The sequence below is a fragment of the Marivivens sp. ABH4_498 genome, assembly GCF_056160585.1.
Map to the genome: position 1 here is coordinate 162,969 of NZ_JBSWXL010000001.1, position 18,147 is coordinate 181,115.

Sequence of the window (18,147 nt, forward strand, 5' to 3'; positions counted from 1 at the left end):
TTGCCACATTCGGGCGGGCGCTGCCCCAAATTCGCCACCTAAGGCCCAAAGTACCGCCCAACCGAATAGGCATAACCAACTCAAACGGATAGTTGCGCGTATCGAATCGCGCACAGCTGAAAGAGTGAGAGCGCGATGCCAACAGGTTATTTGGTAAATTTGGGAAACACGTCTCTGGACACAGATGACGGCGTCAATTCCAGTTCCGCAAATTTTACCACAGATCGCACTCTGGGCGCTGGCAGCCTGCAGTACACATATAACACCAGCCGTGGTTCACGGACGGAAACGGTGCAGGGTACCTATCAACTAGGCACCGATGGTCAGGTCTATTTCGTACCAGACTCTGGCGTCACAATCCGTAGCGGCGCATACAATCACAACGTCGCAAACCACCCTGAATTCAGCGTCGTTATGGGCACGACGAACAGCGACGCGTCCATCAACGGGTCGGACAACGACGACCTGATTTTCGACACCAACACCACCACGGCGACCACCGGCACCGGCAACGACACCATCTATGCTGGCGCTGGCGACGACAGCGTTTACGCGCGCGATGGCGATGACGTTATTTATGGCGGCAGCGGCGCGGACTATATCGAAGGCGGCGCAGGCGCGGACAGCATCGATGGCGGCAACGGCAATGACACCATCAACGGCGGCACCGGCGACGACACGATCCAAGGCGGCGGCGGCAGCGATTCCATTCTGGGCGGCGACGGCAACGACACCATCGTTGGCGACAATGACAACAGCGGCGTCACCGCAACGAGTGAAACGTTTAGCTGGACAGGCAACGGTTCGATTGCATCGGGCACCGACCTGACCAATGGCCTGACCCAAGATACGGGCACAATGACCGTGTCGTTCACCCAAGCGAACGACGGCGCATTGACCCAAACGGTCGCGACCACCACGGAAAACTACAACGGCGCATCGCAGACCTATTCGTCGGTTGGAATCGTCGGTAACGGCAACGCGAACGTTTCGACATCTACCATTGAATTCAATGCGAACGACGGCTCTGGCCTAACGGACACCGTTTCGAATGTGTCGTTCCGCATCAACGATATCGACGCCGGTTCGTGGCGCGATAACGTCATTGTGCGTGCCTATGACATCAACGGAAACCTGATCAACGTTGATCTGACGGCAGCGGGCGCCGACAACGTAACCGATGGCACCAACGCGACCATCACTGCGGCGGACGGCAGCAACTCTCAGGTTGATGCCGAAGGGTCGATCCTGGTCGAAATCGCGGGACCGGTTCACAGCATTGAAATCGAATTCAACCAGACGTCGGGTCAGGTTGCGCAGAACGTCATCTACGTCACAGACATTTCTTTCACGACTGTTGTTGATAACGGCAGCTCTGACACGATCGACGGCGGCGCTGGCAACGATAACATCGACGGGATGGGCGGCGACGATTTTCTGTACGGCGGCACGGGCGACGACACCATTACAGGTGGCGACGGCAACGATTCCATGTATGGCGGCGACGGCGCTGACACCATGTATGGTGGCGACGGTAACGACTACATCGAATACGGCGATGGCGCCGACGTGGTCTACGGCGGTGCAGGCGATGACGTTATCGACGATATCGGCGGCACGGCCTTTCTGACGGGCTCTACTATCTATGCTGGCGACGGCAACGATTTGGCCTATGGTACGTCGGGCGACGATATGCTGGACGGCGGCGCGGGCAACGATAACCTGTTCGGCGAAATCGGCGACGACGTCATGTCGGGCGGCAGCGGCACCGATAACCTATATGGCGCCGAAGGCAGCGACACGTTCAACGTCGACGGTGACGATGACATCACCAACGTCATTGGCGGCGAAAGCACCGGCGACTGGGACGAACTGAACCTAAGCAACGACACTTCGGGCCAAGGTGCGACGGTTACATATACCGGTGACGAAACCGGTACGTTTGATTTCGGCACGGGCACATCCACCGGTAATTTCTACGAAATCGAAGGTGTCAGCACGACCAATGCCGACGATGTTGTCGACGCAAGCGCAGCGACGACCTCCACGACCATCAATACCAACGCCGGCGACGATAGCGTCATCGGTTCCCAAGGCAATGATGCAATAGATTTGGGTGTTGGCGCCGACACGGTAGACGCCGGCACAGGCGACGATACCATCACTTTGGGCACGGACACCGATGTTGATACGGTGGTTATGTCCGACGGTGACGGCAACGATATCGTCTATGACTTCGCCGAACCGACCCTGAACCCAGACGGCAGCTATACTGCGATTGACCAGTTGGACGTTTCGGGCCTGACCGATGCATCCGGCAACCCAGTGAACGTGCACGATGTGGTTGTGTCTGATGATGGCGCGGGCAATGCTGTTCTGACGTTCCCAGATGGCACTTCGGTCACTTTGGACGGTGTCAGCCCAACGGTCATGACCGACCCATTGGCGCTGATCGCTGTTGGTGTTCCTGCGTCCGACGGCACGGTTTCGGGCACCGCGGGCAACGATATTATCGACAGCACCTACACTGGCGATCCTGACGGCGACATGATCGATGACGCCGACAACGTTATTGTCGGCAATCAGGCCAACGATGACATCGTCGAAGCAGGCGCAGGCGACGACACCATCATTTCGGGCGCTGGTAACGACACCATCGATGCGGGCGCTGGCATTGACCAGATCTACGGCGGCACCGGCGACGACGTCATGTATGGCGGCGACGGTTCGGATACGTTCAATCTGGAATCCGGTTTCGGCAATGACACCATTGTTGGCGGCGAAACGGGCGAAACCGGTTACGGCGATATTCTGGATACGACCTCCATCACTGATGGCGTCACCGTCACCTATACCGGCACCGAAGCAGGCACCGTTTCCGACGGCACCAGCACCGCTACCTTTAGCGAAATCGAAGCTGTTTCCACAGGGTCCGGCGCAGACACCATCATTGGTTCGGCTGGGAACGAATTCTTTTCCTCGGGCGCAGGCGCAGACACGATTGATGCGGGCGCTGGGGATGACACCTATGAAATCGGCACCACAGGCACTGGCGCGCCAGATGGCGACGCTGACACAATCGTCTTTGCCGATGGTGACGGCGCTGACACCGTTTACGGTTTCGATTCCCCTACCGCGAACGGCGACGGCACCTACACTGGCATCGACGTTCTGGACGTATCGGGCCTGACCGACGCGCAGGGCAACCCCGTCAACACCCACGACGTCTTGGTCGAAGACACTGGTTCGGGCGCGCGTCTGGTATTCCCGAACGGCGAAACCATTTTCCTGTCTGGCGTTGATCCTGTTCTACTGTCGGACCCTCAGGCGCTGGCTGCTATTGGTATTCCGCTGCCTGATGGCACCGTATCGGGCACCGCAGGCAACGATGTTATCGACAGCACATATATCGGTGATCCTGACGGCGATATGATCGACGGCACCGACAACGTCATCATCGGCAACGCAGACAACGACGATATCGTCGAAGCAGGCGCAGGCGACGACGTGGTTCTGTCTGGCATCGGCAACGACACCGTTTATGGCGGCGACGGCGCGGATCAGCTGAACGGCGGCGCGGGCGATGATACGCTGTACGGCGATGCGGGCAACGACACGTTCAATTTGGACAGCGGGTTTGGCAACGACACCATCGTTGGCGGCGAAACGGCTGAATCGGGCTACGGCGATGTTCTGAACGCGTCGACCCTGACCGAAAACCTGACCGTAAATCTGTCGGCACCTGAAACCGGCACTCTGACAGACGGCACCAACACCGCGACCTTCAGCGAAATCGAAGCCGTCGTCACAGGAACCGGCGATGACAGCATCATCGGTTCGTCCGGCAATGACACCTTTGCAACTGGCGCAGGTTCGGACACGATCGATGCGGGCGCTGGCGACGATTTGTACGAACTGGGCACATACAATACCGGCACGCCTGACAGCGATGCTGACACGGTTGTGTTCGGCGATGGCGATGGTGCGGACACGGTTTACGGGTTCCAAACGCCTATCGATAACGGCGATGGCACCTGGACCGGCGTTGATGTTCTGGACGTCACCGATCTGCACGATGCCGAAGGCAATCTGGTCAACACCAATGACGTCACCGTCGTAGATACGGGCGATGGCGCACGTCTGGAATTTCCGAACGGCGAATCCATTTATCTGCACGGCGTCAGCGCGGCGACCCTGTCGAACCCTCTGGCGTTGAATGCGATTGGCATCCCTCTGTCGGACGGCACCGTTTCGGGCACCGCTGGCAATGACATCATCGACGGCGTCTATATTGGCGACCCTGATGGCGACATGGTCGATGACAATGACGCGCACTTGCCCGGCGACACCGGCAACGACGACCTGATCGAAGCAGGCGCAGGCGACGATTTGATCATCGCAGGCTATGGCGACGACGAAGTCTACGGCGGCACAGGTGCAGACCGCATCGACGGCGGCGCGGGCAACGACACGATCTACGGCGAAGACGGCGATGACACGATTGCCGTCAGCGCGGGTAATGACACCGTTGTCGGCGGCGAAACGGGCGAAACAAACGGCGACCTGCTGGACGGATCGGCCATGACCGCCGATACCACTGTGACCTTTACAGGCGCAGAGGCAGGTACGCTGACCGATGGCACCAACACCACGACCTTTAGCGAAATCGAACAGGTTCGCACAGGCAGCGGCAATGACGCCATCACTGGCGGCGCGGGCGATGAATCGATCGACTCGGGCGCAGGTGACGACGTAATTGTTGGCGGCGCGGGTGCAGACACTCTGAACGCTGGCGACGGCAATGACACCGTCACCTTTGCCGAAGGCGATGATGTTTCGGGCGGCGCAGGCGACGATACATTCATCTTGGCCGATTACGCCGAAACGTCGAACGGCACGATCACCATCGACGGTGGCGCGGGTTCCGAAACTGGCGGCGACACCCTACAGTTGGGCACGCTGGGCGATTGGTCGACCCTGAACGCCACCGACGACGGCACAGGCAGCTATTCGGGTTCGATCACGCTGGACGACGGCACGATCCTGAACTTTTCGGAAATCGAAAACATCATCTGCTTTACACCGGGTACGCGCATTGTGACCCCGCAGGGCGCTCGTCCGATTGAAACGCTGAAAGTCGGTGATCTGGTTGTCACCCGCGACCACGGTCTGCAGCCAATCCGTTGGATCCAACAGCGCACCGTGCCTGCGGTTGATCGCTTTGCGCCGATCCGCATCCGTCCGGGTGTGGTGTCAGGTCAGGAACGCGATCTGCTGGTATCCCCGCAGCACCGCATGCTGTTCCAAGGCTACCGTTCCGAACTGCTGTTCGGCGATAGCGAGGTTCTGATTTCGGCCAAACATCTGGTCGACGACAAACTGGTCACCCGCGAAGAAGGCGGCATGGTCACCTACGTTCACATGCTGTTCGACCAGCACGAAATCGTATTCGCCGAAGGCGCCGCATCCGAAAGTTTCCACCCAGGTGATATCGGCCTTTCGGCGATCACAGACGAAGCACGCGATGAACTGTTCCAGATTTTCCCAGATCTGCGGTCAATGCCAGGCAGCTATGGCGACACCGCCCGCCGCTGCCTGAAAAAACACGAAGCGTTGCTGCTGAACGCATAAGAAAAGGCGGGGAAATCCCCGCCTTTTTTATTTCAGCCAGTTGGCATAATCGCTGACCAGCAAATGGGTCGGATCGACGTCTTCTTCGATGTCGGCAAATCGGCCAATGGGTTCGCGGAAAATATTGTCGGTTTCGTCGTCGTTAACGGTCGACACCTCTCCGATCAGGACATCGCCGCCTTCGCCCCAGAACGCATGCCAGTCACCCGGGCGCAAAGTCACGCTTTCGCCCGGGGCTAGGACCAGTTTTTGCCCCGGCGCATAATCCACGCGGATGCCGTCGCAATACACCGTGCCGCCACGGTCATCGGCGAAATTGCCGTTGTCATCGGACCCGAACAGTTCGATCACCAACATCGCGCCGCCGCGGTTAATGATATCTTCGGCTTTGATGACATGGGTGTGCATTGGTGACAGCTGGTCCTGACGCGAAATCAGCAGCTTTTCGGCATAACACATTCCCCCGCCCCGCTGCAGATCAGACAATAGGCCGTTGCGCAGGGTAAACAAAAACAGGCCCATACGGTCGAATTCGCCATCGCCGTAATCGGTGATATCCCACCCGCAACGCGCATCAATTACGTGCCGCGCACTATCTGCGTTTTGCTGAAATTCGCTGGGCGTCCAATAGGCAAACGGCGGCAAAGTGAATCCGTAGCTGCGGATCATATCATCCGCATGTGCCATAATATCGTTGATCCGTGACCGTTTCATGCGTGTCTCCTCCCACCGGTTGGGAAATGATTACGCTAACAGATCGATTTTGACCATAGGATCAAGCGACGGATCGGCGGTGTTCTTTGGCCGATTTCCACGCACGTGCCGCGTCGCCGAATGCAGTGAACAACGGCCGAGACACGGGATCATTGTCCGCGTTCCATTCGGGGTGCCATTGGACTGACATGGTGAAACCGGGCGCGTCTTTGACATAGATCGCTTCGGGTGTGCCATCGGGCGCGTAGCCGTCGATCACGATCCGTTTGCCCGCATCCTTGATCCCCTGCCCGTGCAACGTATTCGTCATCACTTGGGTCGTGCCGAACAGTTTGTGGAACGGGCCGCCTTCGGTCACGGTCACGATATGGCGCAGGGCAAATTTTTCTTCGATCGTGCCATCGGGGGGCATGCGGTGGTTGTCGCGGCCCGGCAGATCACGGATTTCGGGATAAAGGGTGCCGCCCATTGCGACGTTGACCTCTTGGAACCCGCGGCAAATACCGAAAACGGGCTGACCACGTTCAACGCAGGCGCGGATCAACGGCAGGGTCACAGCATCGCGGCATTGGTCGAATTCGCCGTGGGCTGGGGTTGGTTCTTCGCCGTATTCTGTGGGGTGCACGTTGGGGCGTCCGCCCGTCAGCAAAAATCCATCGCAGACATCCAATAGATCCTCGACTCGGACATAATCGGGGTCCGCTGGAATGATCATGGGGATCCCGCCCGACACATTTGCAACGGCACATGAATTCATCGTACCGCCCGCGTGGGTCGGATAGGTTTCATTCAACATCGCTGGGTTGCCGATAATACCGATTACGGGTCGCGTCATGGGTCACCTTGCCTTTCGTATTAACGATATGGCGGACCCCACGAATTGAAAAGAGCCCGTGAAAGAACATCAACCTCTGCGTTTTTGCACTTGAGCGGGCGATGATGCTGTGACCAAGCTGAGGTTAGCAAACCAATAGGTGGAACATGACCCTGCGCGACGACCTTGACCTTAGCTTTACCGTTCATCTGAAATCATCGCGTGCGCAGCTGTGGGCGGCATGGACAACGCCCGAACACATCCCCCATTGGTTCATCCCGAAACCACATAAGATCACCGCCTGCGATCTGAACCTGACCGTTGGCGGTAGGTTCAACACCACCTTTGAGGTTGACGGTAATACCATAGAGAACAATGGTGTTTTTCTGGAACTCATCCCCCAAATACGGCTGGTGACGACCGACGGATACAGCGAAGGCTGGGTACCGTCAGAAAATCCATTTCTGACCGCGATCGTTGAATTTGCGGATCATCCACAGGGCGGCACATTGTATACGGCGACGGCCCGTCATCGCACGAAAGAGGCCGCACAGAGCCACAAAGAAATGGGATTTTTCGAAGGCTGGGGGATCGTGGCCCAACAACTGGACGCCTATGCCCTAACGCTTTGATCGGCAGCGGTCAGAGCAATATTTGACCTCGTCCCAGACTTTTGCCCATTTTTTGCGCCACGTGAATGGACGTCCGCAGGTTGCGCAGGTTTTTTGCGGTAGGTCGGATTTTTTGACGGCTTTGGGCATTACAGATCGAAACTTAGTTGATTTTTATCGACAGGTTTGCGGCGCGGGCTGCGCATTTTTCTACTGGCGTGTTTGCGGATCACAGCGGCGGAATGGTGGCGCGCGTCACCGCTGCGCCTGACCGACCAGATGCGATCGCGCGCCTCGCGGGCGGCGCGCACGGGATCAACGATCGCGTTTGGATAGGTCCGCCCCAGAATTTGGCCTGCATCGGCCCATAGCCAAGGTTCCTGCAGGTAGGCATCAGGGACATCGCGCAATTCGGGCACCCAGCGGCGGGTAAAGGCCCCCGTTGGATCCTGATCTTTGCCCTGTTTGATGGGGTTATAGATACGGGGCGTATTAATGCCCGTCGTGCCCGATTGCATCTGCACCTGTGACCAGTGAATGCCCGGTTCATAATCGGTGAACATCCGCGCCAGATGCAACGCGGGGGCGCGCCAGTCCATCCACAGGTGATAGCTGGCGACGCTCATGACCATGGATCGCATCCGGAAATTCAGCCAGCCCGTGGCATTCAGCGATCGCATGCAGGCATCAACAAAAGGCAGGCCCGTTTCGCCCGCCGCCCATGCCTGCAATCGGTCGGGGTTGGGTTCGCGCAGACCTTCGAACGCGGGGTTCATGCAGCGGGTTTCGATTTCTGGTTCGTCTTCTAGTTTCTGGACGAAATGATCGCGCCACGCGAGCCGCGACTGAAACGACCGATAACTATTTGCCCACCCTGCCCCAGCGCCTGCCTGATGGCGTGCCGTGGTTTGCACGATTTCGCGGATCGACAAGGTGCCCAGCGCGATGTGGGGCGAAAGCCGCGAACAGGCCCATTCGCCGTCCAAAGGGCTGCTCATGGCGCGTTGGTAATTACGACCGCGGCGGGTCAGGAAACTGTCCATCAGGTCCAGCCCCGCGGCGCGACCACCCGATTGCGGATTGCAGGGATCATGCGGGCCATCAGGGATCGGATCAGAGGGTAGATCACAGCGCAACACAGCGGGTTCACGCAAAATGGGCTGCGCCACGAACTGATCGCGTTGCGTCTGCCATCGGCCACGCCCGCCTAGCCGCCGTTTGACGCCGCATTGGGTGTATTCATCGAACTGCACCCCATTCGCACGGGCCCAATCGATCACGCGCAGATCGCGGGCATAGGTCCACGCGTTTCCGGTTTCTTCGTGCGCGACGACCCGATCGGCGCCCGTTTCGCGCACCAGTTTTGCCAATTGTTCGACCGCATCGCCCACGCGAATGATCAGGTCGGCACCGCGTGCACGCAATTCACCTCGTAAGTCCAAAATGGATTGCACCAGAAACCGATATTGCCGCCCCGAGGTATCGGGCAGCGTCCAGTATTCGGGTTCGAAAATATATGTACAAACGGCTCCGGCGCCAGCATGGGCCAGCGCCGGATGATCGTGCAATCGCAAGTCACGTTTAAACCAAACGATTGCTGTCATGGGGGTTAATAGGTCGCGACTGCCGCGGGTTCGGCATCTGGGCCTTCGGCGTTGGAAAACGCGCCGCCCAAAACGGCGACCAGCATCAAAATACCGACCGCAGCGGCCAGTTTGATACCCCACAGCGATGGTTTGTGTTGACGTTCCTGTTTTTCAATATTGGTATCAGGAGCGGACATATGTCTATCCTTTCAGTTAATTTGATCAAAAGCGTTGAAGCCTATTGCTCTTCGACATACCTAGCTAGAACAGTTGCACTGATATTCAATTCACGACTTTGGAGACGGCGATGAAAGACGACGCAAAGCAGACCATTTATCTGAAGGATTACAAACCCTTCGCTTACGTCGTTGAGGATGTTCATCTGACCTTTGCGCTGCATCCAACGGCGACGCGCGTGGTGTCGCGGATCCAATTCGCGCCGACGGACGCGGCGGATGGCGTGATGTTTCTGCATGGCGAAGATCTGGCGCTGATCAGTGCGGCGATTGACGGTGAACCGGCCAGCTATCGCACCGTTTCGGGCGGTATCGAAGTTGACGTGCCCGATGGTCCGTTCACGTGGCAGGCCGAGGTTGAAATCAGCCCGTCGACCAACACCGCGCTAGAGGGTCTGTATATGTCCAGCGGCATGTACTGCACCCAATGCGAGGCCGAAGGGTTCCGCAAAATCACCTATTATCCCGACCGTCCTGATGTGATGGCGCCGTTCACCGTGCGCATTGAATCGGACATGCCTGTGCTGCTGTCGAACGGCAACCCGCAGGGATCTGGCGACGGGTGGGCAGAATGGCACGACCCTTGGCCGAAACCTGCGTATCTGTTTGCGCTGGTCGCGGGCGAATTGGTCAACCACGCGGGTCAGTTCACCACCATGTCGGGCAAGGATGTGGAACTGAACATCTGGGTCCGCCCCGCCGATATCAACAAATGTGAATTCGGCATGGGTGCGCTGATCCGGTCCATGAAATGGGACGAAGACGTCTATGGCCGCGAATACGATTTGGACGTGTTCAACATTGTCGCCGTTGATGATTTCAACATGGGCGCGATGGAAAACAAGGGTCTGAACATCTTTAATTCGTCCTGCGTTTTGGCATCCCCCGAAACATCGACCGACGCGAATTTTGAACGGATCGAAGCGATCATCGCCCACGAATATTTCCACAACTGGACAGGCAACCGCATCACCTGCCGCGATTGGTTCCAGCTGTGCCTAAAGGAAGGTCTGACCGTTTTCCGCGACCAGACATTCACGGGCGACATGCGGTCCCATGCAGTCAAACGCATTGACGACGTGATCACTCTGCGCGCGCGCCAATTCCGCGAAGATCAAGGGCCTTTGGCCCACCCCGTCCGGCCAGAAAGCTTTGTCGAGATCAACAATTTCTACACCGTCACCGTCTATGAAAAAGGCGCAGAAGTGATCGGCATGCTGAAACGGCTGGTTGGCGATGCGGCCTATAAAAAAGCGCTGAACCTGTATTTTGACCGCCACGATGGCGATGCGGCCACGATCGAAGACTGGCTACAGGTGTTCGAGGATGTCACAGGCCGCGATCTGTCGCAGTTCAAACTGTGGTATTCGCAGGCGGGCACCCCGCATCTGCATGTGACCGACAGCTATGACAACGGCACCTATGCGCTGACCCTGCGCCAATCCCACAAACCCAGCCCCGGTCAGGACGAAAAACAGCCGATGGTGATCCCTGTCGCTGTGGGACTGTTGTCGCCAAACGGGGACGAAGTTCTGCCGACCCAAGTGTTGGAACTGACCGAAGGCGAACAAACGTTCACCTTTGACGGGCTATCGTCGAAACCGATCCCGTCGATCCTGCGTGATTTTTCGGCGCCTGTGGTTCTGCATCAGGATCAATCGGACGCGGATCGCGAATTCCTGCTGGCGAATGACACTGACCCGTTCAACAAATGGGAATCGGGCCGCATGCTGGCGCGGGGAACCCTGCTGGATATGATCGAAAATGGCGCCGCGCCAAACGCCAATTATCTGGCCGCTTTGGACCGTGCGTTGAACGACGAAACCACCGATCCTGCGTTCCGCGCGTTGCTGCTGGCGCTGCCAACGATTGACGACCTAAGCCAAGAAATCGCAGCCAAAGGCGGCATTCCCGATCCAACCGCGATTTACGATGCCCGTCTTGCCCTGCGCGGCGCGATTGCGCGTCACTGCGGTGATACATTGAAAACGCTGTATCAAACGCATCAGGTGACAGGCGCCTATGTACCCGACTCCGAAACGGGCGGCAAACGGGCGCTGACCAATGCCGCGCTGTCTCTGATCAGTCTGATGGATAACGGCGATGCCGCCCGCGCCCAATATGCAGCCGCCGACAACATGACCCAAGAATTGGCAGCCCTATCCGCGTTGATCCAAATCGGCGCGGCGGAAACTGAGCTGGCCGATTTCGCGGATAGTTGGAAAGACGACCGTTTGGTCATGGACAAATGGTTCAGCCTGCAAACCGCGCTGTGCCAACCCCAAGATGCCGCCAAAATCGCCGAAGGCCTAACCAAACACGCCGATTTCGACTGGAAAAACCCGAACCGTTTCCGGTCGTTGTTCGGCGGTTTGATTTCCAACACCGCTGGGTTCCACGCCGCAGACGGCAGCGCCTATATCCTGTTGACCGATTGGTTGATCAAACTGGACGCCGCCAACCCGCAGACGGCGGCGCGCGTATCGTCCGCCTTTGACACTTGGACCCGCTATGACGAAGGCCGCAAGCTGATCATCAAAACGCAGCTGGACCGCATTCTGGCAACCGATGGTATCAGCCCAGATATGGCCGAAATGGTCGGCCGCATGGCCAAAGCCTAAAACGAAAGGCGCCCCAGCGGGCGCCTTTTTTCATCCTTGGCAATAGGGCTGGCTGCTGGTCCAATCGACCATGTCCTGCCGTTTTCGATCACTGACAAACGGGCCCCAATCGGCGGCCAGACCTTTGCGGCCAGTGCCGACATATCCATCACGCGGCACTGTTACGGCGGCGATGCGCACAGCGCAGGACAAATTGGCAGAGCCATCCTTTAGTTCTTCGACGGTTTGGGCGTTACAGCCGTACCCACGCGCTGTACGCGGATCAATTTGCACCAATCCGATCCAAGCACCGCCGCCGCCAGATGCGCGGGGGTTCCATGTGCTTTCGTGTTTTGCCAGCGACGACAAAAGACCCGCCCAGAATGCGGCGCGTTCAGGTTCTGTCGCGTCTGGATAATTGGGGCACCATTCATCGATATCTTCGGGCACCAATTCCAATAGCGGGCTGCCCATGGTGGATATCGCGGTCAGAGTGGTTTCTGTCCATTCTTCGGCTTCGGGACGGTGGTCCCATTGCATCAGCGGCAACGCTGCCGGCTCTGGCTCTATTTCAATCGTAGGGTTCGCGAACCCCGCACACCCCATCAAAGCCAAGACAGGAACCAAACCAAATACCCGCATCTTTCGACACCAAAACTGTTGATAACGGCCAAAGCTGTGCCAATCAGGCCGTGTTGAGTCGAGTCATTTGAATCAACCGCGTCATTTTCGGCCAACTTGCGCCTACCGCCCCTTGCCGCGCCGCGCCAAAAACCATAACACAGGGCCGTTGCCGAAAAGGGATCTGAATATGCTCGACCTCACTTATGACGCCCCAAAACCCAAAACGATTGCTGGCGCGACCGGCGATTGGGAACTGGTGATTGGCCTCGAAGTGCACGCGCAAGTCGCGACCAAAGCAAAACTGTTTTCCGGTGCCTCGACCCAGTTCGGCGCCGAACCGAATTCCAACGTGGCATTCGTGGACGCAGGCATGCCCGGCATGCTGCCTGTCATCAACGAAGGCTGTGTTGAACAGGCCGTTCGCACAGGTCTGGGCCTAAAGGCAGAAATCAACCTGTGGTCCGCATTCGACCGCAAAAACTATTTCTACCCTGACCTTCCGCAGGGCTATCAGATTTCGCAGCTGTACCACCCCATCGTGGGCGAAGGCGAAGTTCTGGTTGAACTGGGCAACGGCACCGCGCGACGTGTCCGCATTGAACGCATCCATTTGGAACAGGACGCAGGCAAATCGATCCACGACATGGATCCGAACATGTCGTTCGTTGACCTGAACCGTACCGGCGTTGCGCTGATGGAAATCGTGTCGCGCCCAGACATCCGGGGCCCAGAAGAGGCCGCAGCATATGTCGGCAAACTGCGCCAGATCATGCGCTATCTGGGCACCTGTGACGGCAACATGCAAAACGGTAACCTGCGCGCCGACGTCAACGTATCGGTCTGCAAACCGGGCGACTATGAAAAATTCATGGAAACCGGCGACTTTGGCGTTCTGGGCACCCGCTGCGAGATTAAAAACATGAACTCTATGCGGTTCATTCAGGCCGCGATCGATTACGAAGCGCGCCGCCAGATCGCGATCCTAGAGGACGGCGGTTCCATCGTGCAGGAAACCCGTCTGTACGACGCGGACAAAAACGAAACCCGTTCGATGCGTTCCAAAGAAGAAGCGCACGACTATCGTTATTTCCCTGATCCCGACCTGCTGCCGCTGGAAATCGAACAGGCGTGGGTCGATGATATCGCCGCATCGCTGCCAGAACTACCGGACGACAAAAAAGCCCGATTCATCAACGACATGGGCCTGTCGGACTATGACGCATCGGTCCTGACGGCTGACGTGGCCAACGCTGACTTTTTCGAAAAAGTCGCCGAAGGCCGCGATGGCAAACTGTCGGCGAACTGGGTCATCAACGAATTGTTTGGCCGCCTGAAAAAAGACGACAAAGACATCACCGACAGCCCTGTTTCGCCAGAACAGCTGGGCAAAATCATCGGTCTGATCCAGTCCGACGCCATTTCGGGCAAAATCGCAAAAGACCTGTTTGAAATCGTCTACACCGAAGGCGGCGACCCCGAAGCCATCGTCGAAGAACGCGGCATGAAACAGGTCACCGACACCGGCGCGATCGAAGCCGCCGTTGACGACGTGATCGCCAACAACCCTGATCAGGTTGAAAAAGCCAAAGCCAACCCGAAATTGGCAGGTTGGTTCGTCGGTCAGGTGATGAAAGCCACGGGCGGCAAGGCGAACCCGAAAACGGTCAACGAACTGGTCATGAAAAAACTGGCCCAGTAACACGGACCAAAATAGACGACAAAAGGCGGCCCCGGTGGCCGCCTTTTTTGTGACTGCTAATCACATCAGAATCTTTTCATCTCTTTCGTATAGGGTCCGCGTCCAATTTGCGGATTCGGGCGTAGTATCATCAAGGACGATTTGAACTAGGGGAGATGTTCATGGAACAGTCACTGCGTACGATGCGCCTAAAAACGATGGGGATTTGTTTTGTCGGCGTTCACATTCCACTAACTGTGCTGTGTTTCTATGCTGTGCTGAACGGGTTTGCGGGACTGGAAACGGTGCTTATCACCACGCTTATTTCGACGCTCGTTGGGACGATGGGCGCGTTATACGGCGTGAATTCGATCTTTAACCGTATGTCGGCTGCTCTTTAGCGGCCAATTACGAACAACAGCCCTAATTTCAAAGCAATCAGTCCAGTGATGATAATGCCAATCCACTGGACTGGTGACAGATGTGGAAATCCTAACCGCCTGTACCAAGGCCGTTTGAATAAACGGTCTTCGATTTTCTGAAACGCAGCCAATGGTGGCGGGCATGGCGTAAAATCCTCATCCAGACGGGCCATCCGGCATTCCCATGACTGGATTTCGGCCCTTAGCCGATGATCAAACAACGAACGTACGAAAATTATGCGCCTTGTCACGGGGGAATGCAGACGCAACACATGTTCGCCCGCAAGTACTGACAAATCTTCGTGCATGACCGACCTTCCCCATGAAAGAAAAGCCGCCCGCGGTTGTGTGTGGGTGGGGGTTGATCCCGCGGGCGGAGTTAGGTGTAAGCGAAGTTACAATCCTAGATACGCGGGGGACGCGGGGTTAGTTGCGTGGACGCGACGTTTTTTTATTTTAACGTAACGATCAGTATTGCTTTGACCAAAACCAAAGCCAGACCACCAATCAGCGCCAATTTCCACAAGGCAAATCCAGCGAACAACCGTTCGATCAACGGTTTGCGGATGTCTCCGAACAATTGTTGTTCGATTTGCGGCAATACATTCGGCGCAGGGACGGGTTGGAATTCGTAATTCAGCCCTGCAAATTGAGCGTCCAGATCTTCAACCAATGCGGCTAGCGCTGGGTCATTGACCATACGCGCCGCAAATTCATCGCGGGCATTCCCGTCCAGCAGGCCCAAAGAATATTCAGCGGCAAGCGCGATATCATCGGTTTGATCTGTCATTCTTTGGTATCCATACAATCCCGTAGCCGCTTTAGCGACCGGCGAAGCCAAGAACGCACCGTATTCAGCGGCGTGCCCAAGGCATCGGAAATTTCTTGATAACTATAGCCGTCCAAATAGGCTTTGCGCACAGCCCAGCTGTGTTTGTCATCCAAAAGCGATAAACAATGGGCCAGATTCCGCCCAACATCGGCGTTCAGCGCAAGGTCTTCGGAGGATGTGGTCGTGCCGCCGTTCCGTTCATCAATCAAATCAGTTTGCGGGCGGCGGTTTTGTTTGCGGATGCTATCAATCGCGGTATTGCGCGCGATCGAAATCACCCATGTGGTCGCCTTGGCCTTTGACGGATCAAACTTTGGCGCGTACCGCCACACTTTGACGAACACCTCTTGCAGCAAATCCTCCGCTGCGGCGCGGTCGCGGGTGATGCGCAACAAAACACCGAAAACCAAAGACGAATGTTGTTCGTAAAACAGTTTAAAAGCGGCGCGTGATCCTGACGCGACCTCTTTTAACAGCTTGTCGGACGTGTCGTCCTGTCCCTGCGTCATGTGTGTCCTCCGAACACCGTATTATGCAGCGGATCGGACCGACGTCCAGCGTTAGATACACATTATGACGTTAGCCGAAAATCGCGTCTTTATGATCGGCCAGATAAATGCGCAACCACGGCGTAAACGTATCGGGAGCCTGTTCAATTGCGCGCTCTAACGCGTCAAAGGTCATCCACTGCGTCGCTTCGACCTCGTCTGGATTTAGAGTGATGTTCGGATCGCCCTGCCCCACGAACACATCAACACATTCATGTTCCGTCAGCCCGCCGCCTACATCAGCGCGGTATTCGACATGTTCCCGCAGATCCAGCGTCACGCCTGTAATGCCAAGTTCCTGTTCCAACCGCCGATAGGCACAGTCCAAAGACTGTTCCCCCCAATGCGGATGCGTGCAACAGGTGTTCGCCCATAATCCTGGCGTATGATATTTCGACAATGCACGTTGCTGCAGCAAAACCCCTTTGTCGCTGGTGATGAACACGCTGACAGCAGGGTGACGCAAACCGCGCTGGTGGACGTCTAATTTGTCCACGGGCGTTAAGACACCATCGATCCATGCAGGGATTAAATTTTCCATGGCGGCCCTTTGCCAAATTTCCGTCAAATGATCCATAGCGCATTGCATCCCGTATATGGATTACGCGACGGATTGGCGCGGGGGGCTTCTCCCTTGCGCAATATATGACTAATATCGCCCGCAGCAGCCAAGCCCGCACAGACGCGGGTACAGCAAAAGGAGCTAACCTCATGAAATTCCTTAAAATGGCATCGATCCTTGCCCTGACAGGCACGTCCGTTTTGGCCGAAGGCCACGCAGACGCATCCGAAGGCGAAACCGCGTTCGGTCGCCAATGTGTATCTTGCCATGTGATTGCCGACGCTGACGGCAACGTTTTGGCAGGCCGCGCCGCAAAAACGGGTCCGAATCTGTATGGCATGATCGGCCAGACCCCCGGCACCGTTGATGGTTTCCGCTATGGCCCTGATCTGGTTGCCGCAGGCGAAGCCTCGGGCCCATGGACCGAAGAATCGTTGGCGCAGTACATCATGGATCCTACAGCATGGATTCGCGATACAACCGGCAACGGCGGCGCACGTTCGCGCATGTCGTTCAAAGTGCGCAGCCCAGAAGATGCGGCAAACATCGCAGCCTACATCGGAACCTTTTCCGAATAATCGGTTGTAGTACAATGTTTCCAAAAGGCGGCAATCAGCCGCCTTTTTTATTTTGCAACGCTTCAGGCTTATTGGACTTGGCCATGGATCAGGCTATAGTGCTTGCCGACAAATTGGGGGGCCCTGATGCCTGTTTTTGAATACCGTGTAATCCCTGCACCATCAAAAGGGATAAAGGTCAAAGGCGTGAAAACCGCACACGATCGTTTTGCTCATGCCTTACAAGACGTTATGAATGAAATGGGCCGTGACGGTTGGGAATACCAACGCACCGACACCCTGCCTGCCGAAGAACGGTCTGGCCTTGCGAAAAAAACCACCGTTCAACGGTCTGTTTTGGTCTTTCGCCGCGAAAAAGAAGCCGCCGTTTCATCCGGCCAGCCAACGATCACAGCGACACCCCAAACGCCCGTTCAGAACGATCCGGATGTCGCCGCTGAATGATCAACGGATATCAATGGCCAATGCGTGGATTTTACCGATGATATCTGCGCCAATGGCCGAATGGATGGCACGATGACGGGCAACGCGCGTCATTTCATCCAAAGCCGAGGCTTTGATGATAACGCGCCAATGGCTTTCGCCGCCGTCCTGATATCCTGCATGACCGATGTGCTGTTCGCTTTCGTCGATCACTTCGACCGACTCGGGGTTCAGACCGGTTTCAAGACGAGATTTGATTTGCTCTGCAAGCGACATATTTTTTTACGA

17 protein-coding genes are annotated in these 18,147 nt (G+C 56.7%); 7 read left to right on the forward strand and 10 right to left on the reverse strand.

Translation table 11 applies throughout. The features are described 5' to 3' along the window. Positions 1-135: 135 nt before the first annotated feature. On the forward strand, positions 136-5,631 hold the full coding sequence (locus ACXAGA_RS00815; protein WP_475115626.1) for a Hint domain-containing protein: 5,496 nt from the start codon (positions 136-138) through the stop codon (positions 5,629-5,631). Between the two features lie 27 nt (positions 5,632-5,658). Here the strand turns inward: ACXAGA_RS00815 and ACXAGA_RS00820 are convergent, their stop codons facing one another. Continuing rightward, positions 5,659-6,345, reverse strand: a complete 687-nt coding sequence (locus tag ACXAGA_RS00820) for a D-lyxose/D-mannose family sugar isomerase (protein ID WP_475115627.1) — start codon at positions 6,343-6,345, stop codon at positions 5,659-5,661. Between the two features lie 61 nt (positions 6,346-6,406). Continuing rightward, positions 6,407-7,180, reverse strand: coding sequence for a gamma-glutamyl-gamma-aminobutyrate hydrolase family protein (locus tag ACXAGA_RS00825; protein ID WP_475115628.1), 774 nt, complete (start codon positions 7,178-7,180; stop codon positions 6,407-6,409). Positions 7,181-7,326: 146 nt separating this feature from the next. On the opposite strand from ACXAGA_RS00825, the gene ACXAGA_RS00830 reads away from it, so the two are divergent. Further along, on the forward strand, positions 7,327-7,791 hold the full coding sequence (locus tag ACXAGA_RS00830) for an SRPBCC family protein (protein WP_475115629.1): 465 nt from the start codon (positions 7,327-7,329) through the stop codon (positions 7,789-7,791). Here ACXAGA_RS00830 and ACXAGA_RS00835 read toward each other — a convergent pair. Genes ACXAGA_RS00835 through ACXAGA_RS00845 form a run of 3 tightly spaced genes read right to left on the reverse strand, consistent with a single transcriptional unit; the run spans position 7,780 to position 9,553 of the window. Next, positions 7,780-7,920, reverse strand: a complete 141-nt coding sequence (locus ACXAGA_RS00835; protein ID WP_475115630.1) for a DUF2256 domain-containing protein — start codon at positions 7,918-7,920, stop codon at positions 7,780-7,782. The genes ACXAGA_RS00830 and ACXAGA_RS00835 overlap by 12 nt on opposite strands. Then, a complete protein-coding gene (locus tag ACXAGA_RS00840) occupies positions 7,920-9,374 on the reverse strand; it encodes an FAD-binding domain-containing protein (RefSeq protein WP_475115631.1) in 1,455 nt (484 codons plus the stop codon). Before ACXAGA_RS00840 ends, ACXAGA_RS00835 begins: the two co-directional genes overlap by 1 nt. A gap of 5 nt (positions 9,375-9,379) precedes the next feature. Further along, the gene (locus ACXAGA_RS00845) at positions 9,380-9,553 is read right to left on the reverse strand and encodes a hypothetical protein (RefSeq protein ID WP_475115632.1); all 174 of its coding nucleotides are present in this window, start codon (positions 9,551-9,553) and stop codon (positions 9,380-9,382) included. Between the two features lie 110 nt (positions 9,554-9,663). Between ACXAGA_RS00845 and pepN the strand changes: the two genes are divergently transcribed. Then, positions 9,664-12,213, forward strand: a complete 2,550-nt coding sequence (gene pepN, locus ACXAGA_RS00850) for an aminopeptidase N (RefSeq protein WP_475115633.1) — start codon at positions 9,664-9,666, stop codon at positions 12,211-12,213. A gap of 30 nt (positions 12,214-12,243) precedes the next feature. Here the strand turns inward: pepN and ACXAGA_RS00855 are convergent, their stop codons facing one another. Then, complete coding sequence (locus ACXAGA_RS00855; protein WP_475115634.1) at positions 12,244-12,834, reverse strand: transglycosylase SLT domain-containing protein; 591 nt, start codon at positions 12,832-12,834, stop codon at positions 12,244-12,246. Between the two features lie 169 nt (positions 12,835-13,003). Here ACXAGA_RS00855 and gatB point away from each other — a divergent pair, with 169 nt between their 5' ends. Next, positions 13,004-14,515 carry an Asp-tRNA(Asn)/Glu-tRNA(Gln) amidotransferase subunit GatB gene (gatB, locus tag ACXAGA_RS00860; RefSeq protein ID WP_475115635.1) on the forward strand — a complete coding sequence of 504 codons (1,512 nt, stop codon included), beginning with the start codon at positions 13,004-13,006 and terminating at the stop codon, positions 14,513-14,515. Positions 14,516-14,676: 161 nt separating this feature from the next. Beyond that, on the forward strand, positions 14,677-14,895 hold the full coding sequence (locus ACXAGA_RS00865; protein WP_475115636.1) for a hypothetical protein: 219 nt from the start codon (positions 14,677-14,679) through the stop codon (positions 14,893-14,895). A gap of 472 nt (positions 14,896-15,367) precedes the next feature. Here ACXAGA_RS00865 and ACXAGA_RS00870 read toward each other — a convergent pair whose 3' ends face one another. From ACXAGA_RS00870 to idi, 3 genes are all read right to left on the reverse strand, one after another. After that, entirely contained in the window at positions 15,368-15,706 is a 339-nt protein-coding gene (locus ACXAGA_RS00870) for a hypothetical protein (protein ID WP_475115637.1), read from the reverse strand. Further along, the gene (locus ACXAGA_RS00875) at positions 15,703-16,257 is read right to left on the reverse strand and encodes a sigma-70 family RNA polymerase sigma factor (RefSeq protein WP_475115638.1); all 555 of its coding nucleotides are present in this window, start codon (positions 16,255-16,257) and stop codon (positions 15,703-15,705) included. The genes ACXAGA_RS00870 and ACXAGA_RS00875 overlap by 4 nt, the downstream gene beginning before the upstream one ends. 70 nt (positions 16,258-16,327) lie before the next feature. Continuing rightward, entirely contained in the window at positions 16,328-16,837 is a 510-nt protein-coding gene (gene idi / locus ACXAGA_RS00880; RefSeq protein ID WP_475115639.1) for an isopentenyl-diphosphate delta-isomerase, read from the reverse strand. Between the two features lie 170 nt (positions 16,838-17,007). Between idi and ACXAGA_RS00885 the strand changes: the two genes are divergently transcribed. Both ACXAGA_RS00885 and ACXAGA_RS00890 read left to right on the forward strand, forming a co-directional pair. Further along, the gene (locus ACXAGA_RS00885) at positions 17,008-17,436 is read left to right on the forward strand and encodes a c-type cytochrome (RefSeq protein ID WP_475115640.1); all 429 of its coding nucleotides are present in this window, start codon (positions 17,008-17,010) and stop codon (positions 17,434-17,436) included. Between the two features lie 126 nt (positions 17,437-17,562). Beyond that, positions 17,563-17,880: a DUF4177 domain-containing protein gene (locus ACXAGA_RS00890; protein WP_475115641.1), complete on the forward strand. Its 318-nt coding sequence runs from the start codon at positions 17,563-17,565 to the stop codon at positions 17,878-17,880. Here the strand turns inward: ACXAGA_RS00890 and ACXAGA_RS00895 are convergent, their stop codons facing one another. Next, positions 17,881-18,135, reverse strand: coding sequence for a BolA family protein (locus tag ACXAGA_RS00895; RefSeq protein WP_475115642.1), 255 nt, complete (start codon positions 18,133-18,135; stop codon positions 17,881-17,883). Between the last annotated feature and the right edge of the window lie 12 nt (positions 18,136-18,147).

What these genes read in the sequence shown, in the direction of transcription:
- ACXAGA_RS00815 (WP_475115626.1), top strand. Translation starts at nt 136, where the DNA reads ATGCCAACAGGTTATTTGGTAAATTTGGGAAACACGTCTCTGGACACA.
- ACXAGA_RS00820 (WP_475115627.1), bottom strand. Translation starts at nt 6,345, where the DNA reads ATGAAACGGTCACGGATCAACGATATTATGGCACATGCGGATGATATG.
- ACXAGA_RS00825 (WP_475115628.1), bottom strand. Translation starts at nt 7,180, where the DNA reads ATGACGCGACCCGTAATCGGTATTATCGGCAACCCAGCGATGTTGAAT.
- ACXAGA_RS00830 (WP_475115629.1), top strand. Translation starts at nt 7,327, where the DNA reads ATGACCCTGCGCGACGACCTTGACCTTAGCTTTACCGTTCATCTGAAA.
- ACXAGA_RS00835 (WP_475115630.1), bottom strand. Translation starts at nt 7,920, where the DNA reads ATGCCCAAAGCCGTCAAAAAATCCGACCTACCGCAAAAAACCTGCGCA.
- ACXAGA_RS00840 (WP_475115631.1), bottom strand. Translation starts at nt 9,374, where the DNA reads ATGACAGCAATCGTTTGGTTTAAACGTGACTTGCGATTGCACGATCAT.
- ACXAGA_RS00845 (WP_475115632.1), bottom strand. Translation starts at nt 9,553, where the DNA reads ATGTCCGCTCCTGATACCAATATTGAAAAACAGGAACGTCAACACAAA.
- pepN (WP_475115633.1), top strand. Translation starts at nt 9,664, where the DNA reads ATGAAAGACGACGCAAAGCAGACCATTTATCTGAAGGATTACAAACCC.
- ACXAGA_RS00855 (WP_475115634.1), bottom strand. Translation starts at nt 12,834, where the DNA reads ATGCGGGTATTTGGTTTGGTTCCTGTCTTGGCTTTGATGGGGTGTGCG.
- gatB (WP_475115635.1), top strand. Translation starts at nt 13,004, where the DNA reads ATGCTCGACCTCACTTATGACGCCCCAAAACCCAAAACGATTGCTGGC.
- ACXAGA_RS00865 (WP_475115636.1), top strand. Translation starts at nt 14,677, where the DNA reads ATGGAACAGTCACTGCGTACGATGCGCCTAAAAACGATGGGGATTTGT.
- ACXAGA_RS00870 (WP_475115637.1), bottom strand. Translation starts at nt 15,706, where the DNA reads ATGACAGATCAAACCGATGATATCGCGCTTGCCGCTGAATATTCTTTG.
- ACXAGA_RS00875 (WP_475115638.1), bottom strand. Translation starts at nt 16,257, where the DNA reads ATGACGCAGGGACAGGACGACACGTCCGACAAGCTGTTAAAAGAGGTC.
- idi (WP_475115639.1), bottom strand. Translation starts at nt 16,837, where the DNA reads ATGGAAAATTTAATCCCTGCATGGATCGATGGTGTCTTAACGCCCGTG.
- ACXAGA_RS00885 (WP_475115640.1), top strand. Translation starts at nt 17,008, where the DNA reads ATGAAATTCCTTAAAATGGCATCGATCCTTGCCCTGACAGGCACGTCC.
- ACXAGA_RS00890 (WP_475115641.1), top strand. Translation starts at nt 17,563, where the DNA reads ATGCCTGTTTTTGAATACCGTGTAATCCCTGCACCATCAAAAGGGATA.
- ACXAGA_RS00895 (WP_475115642.1), bottom strand. Translation starts at nt 18,135, where the DNA reads ATGTCGCTTGCAGAGCAAATCAAATCTCGTCTTGAAACCGGTCTGAAC.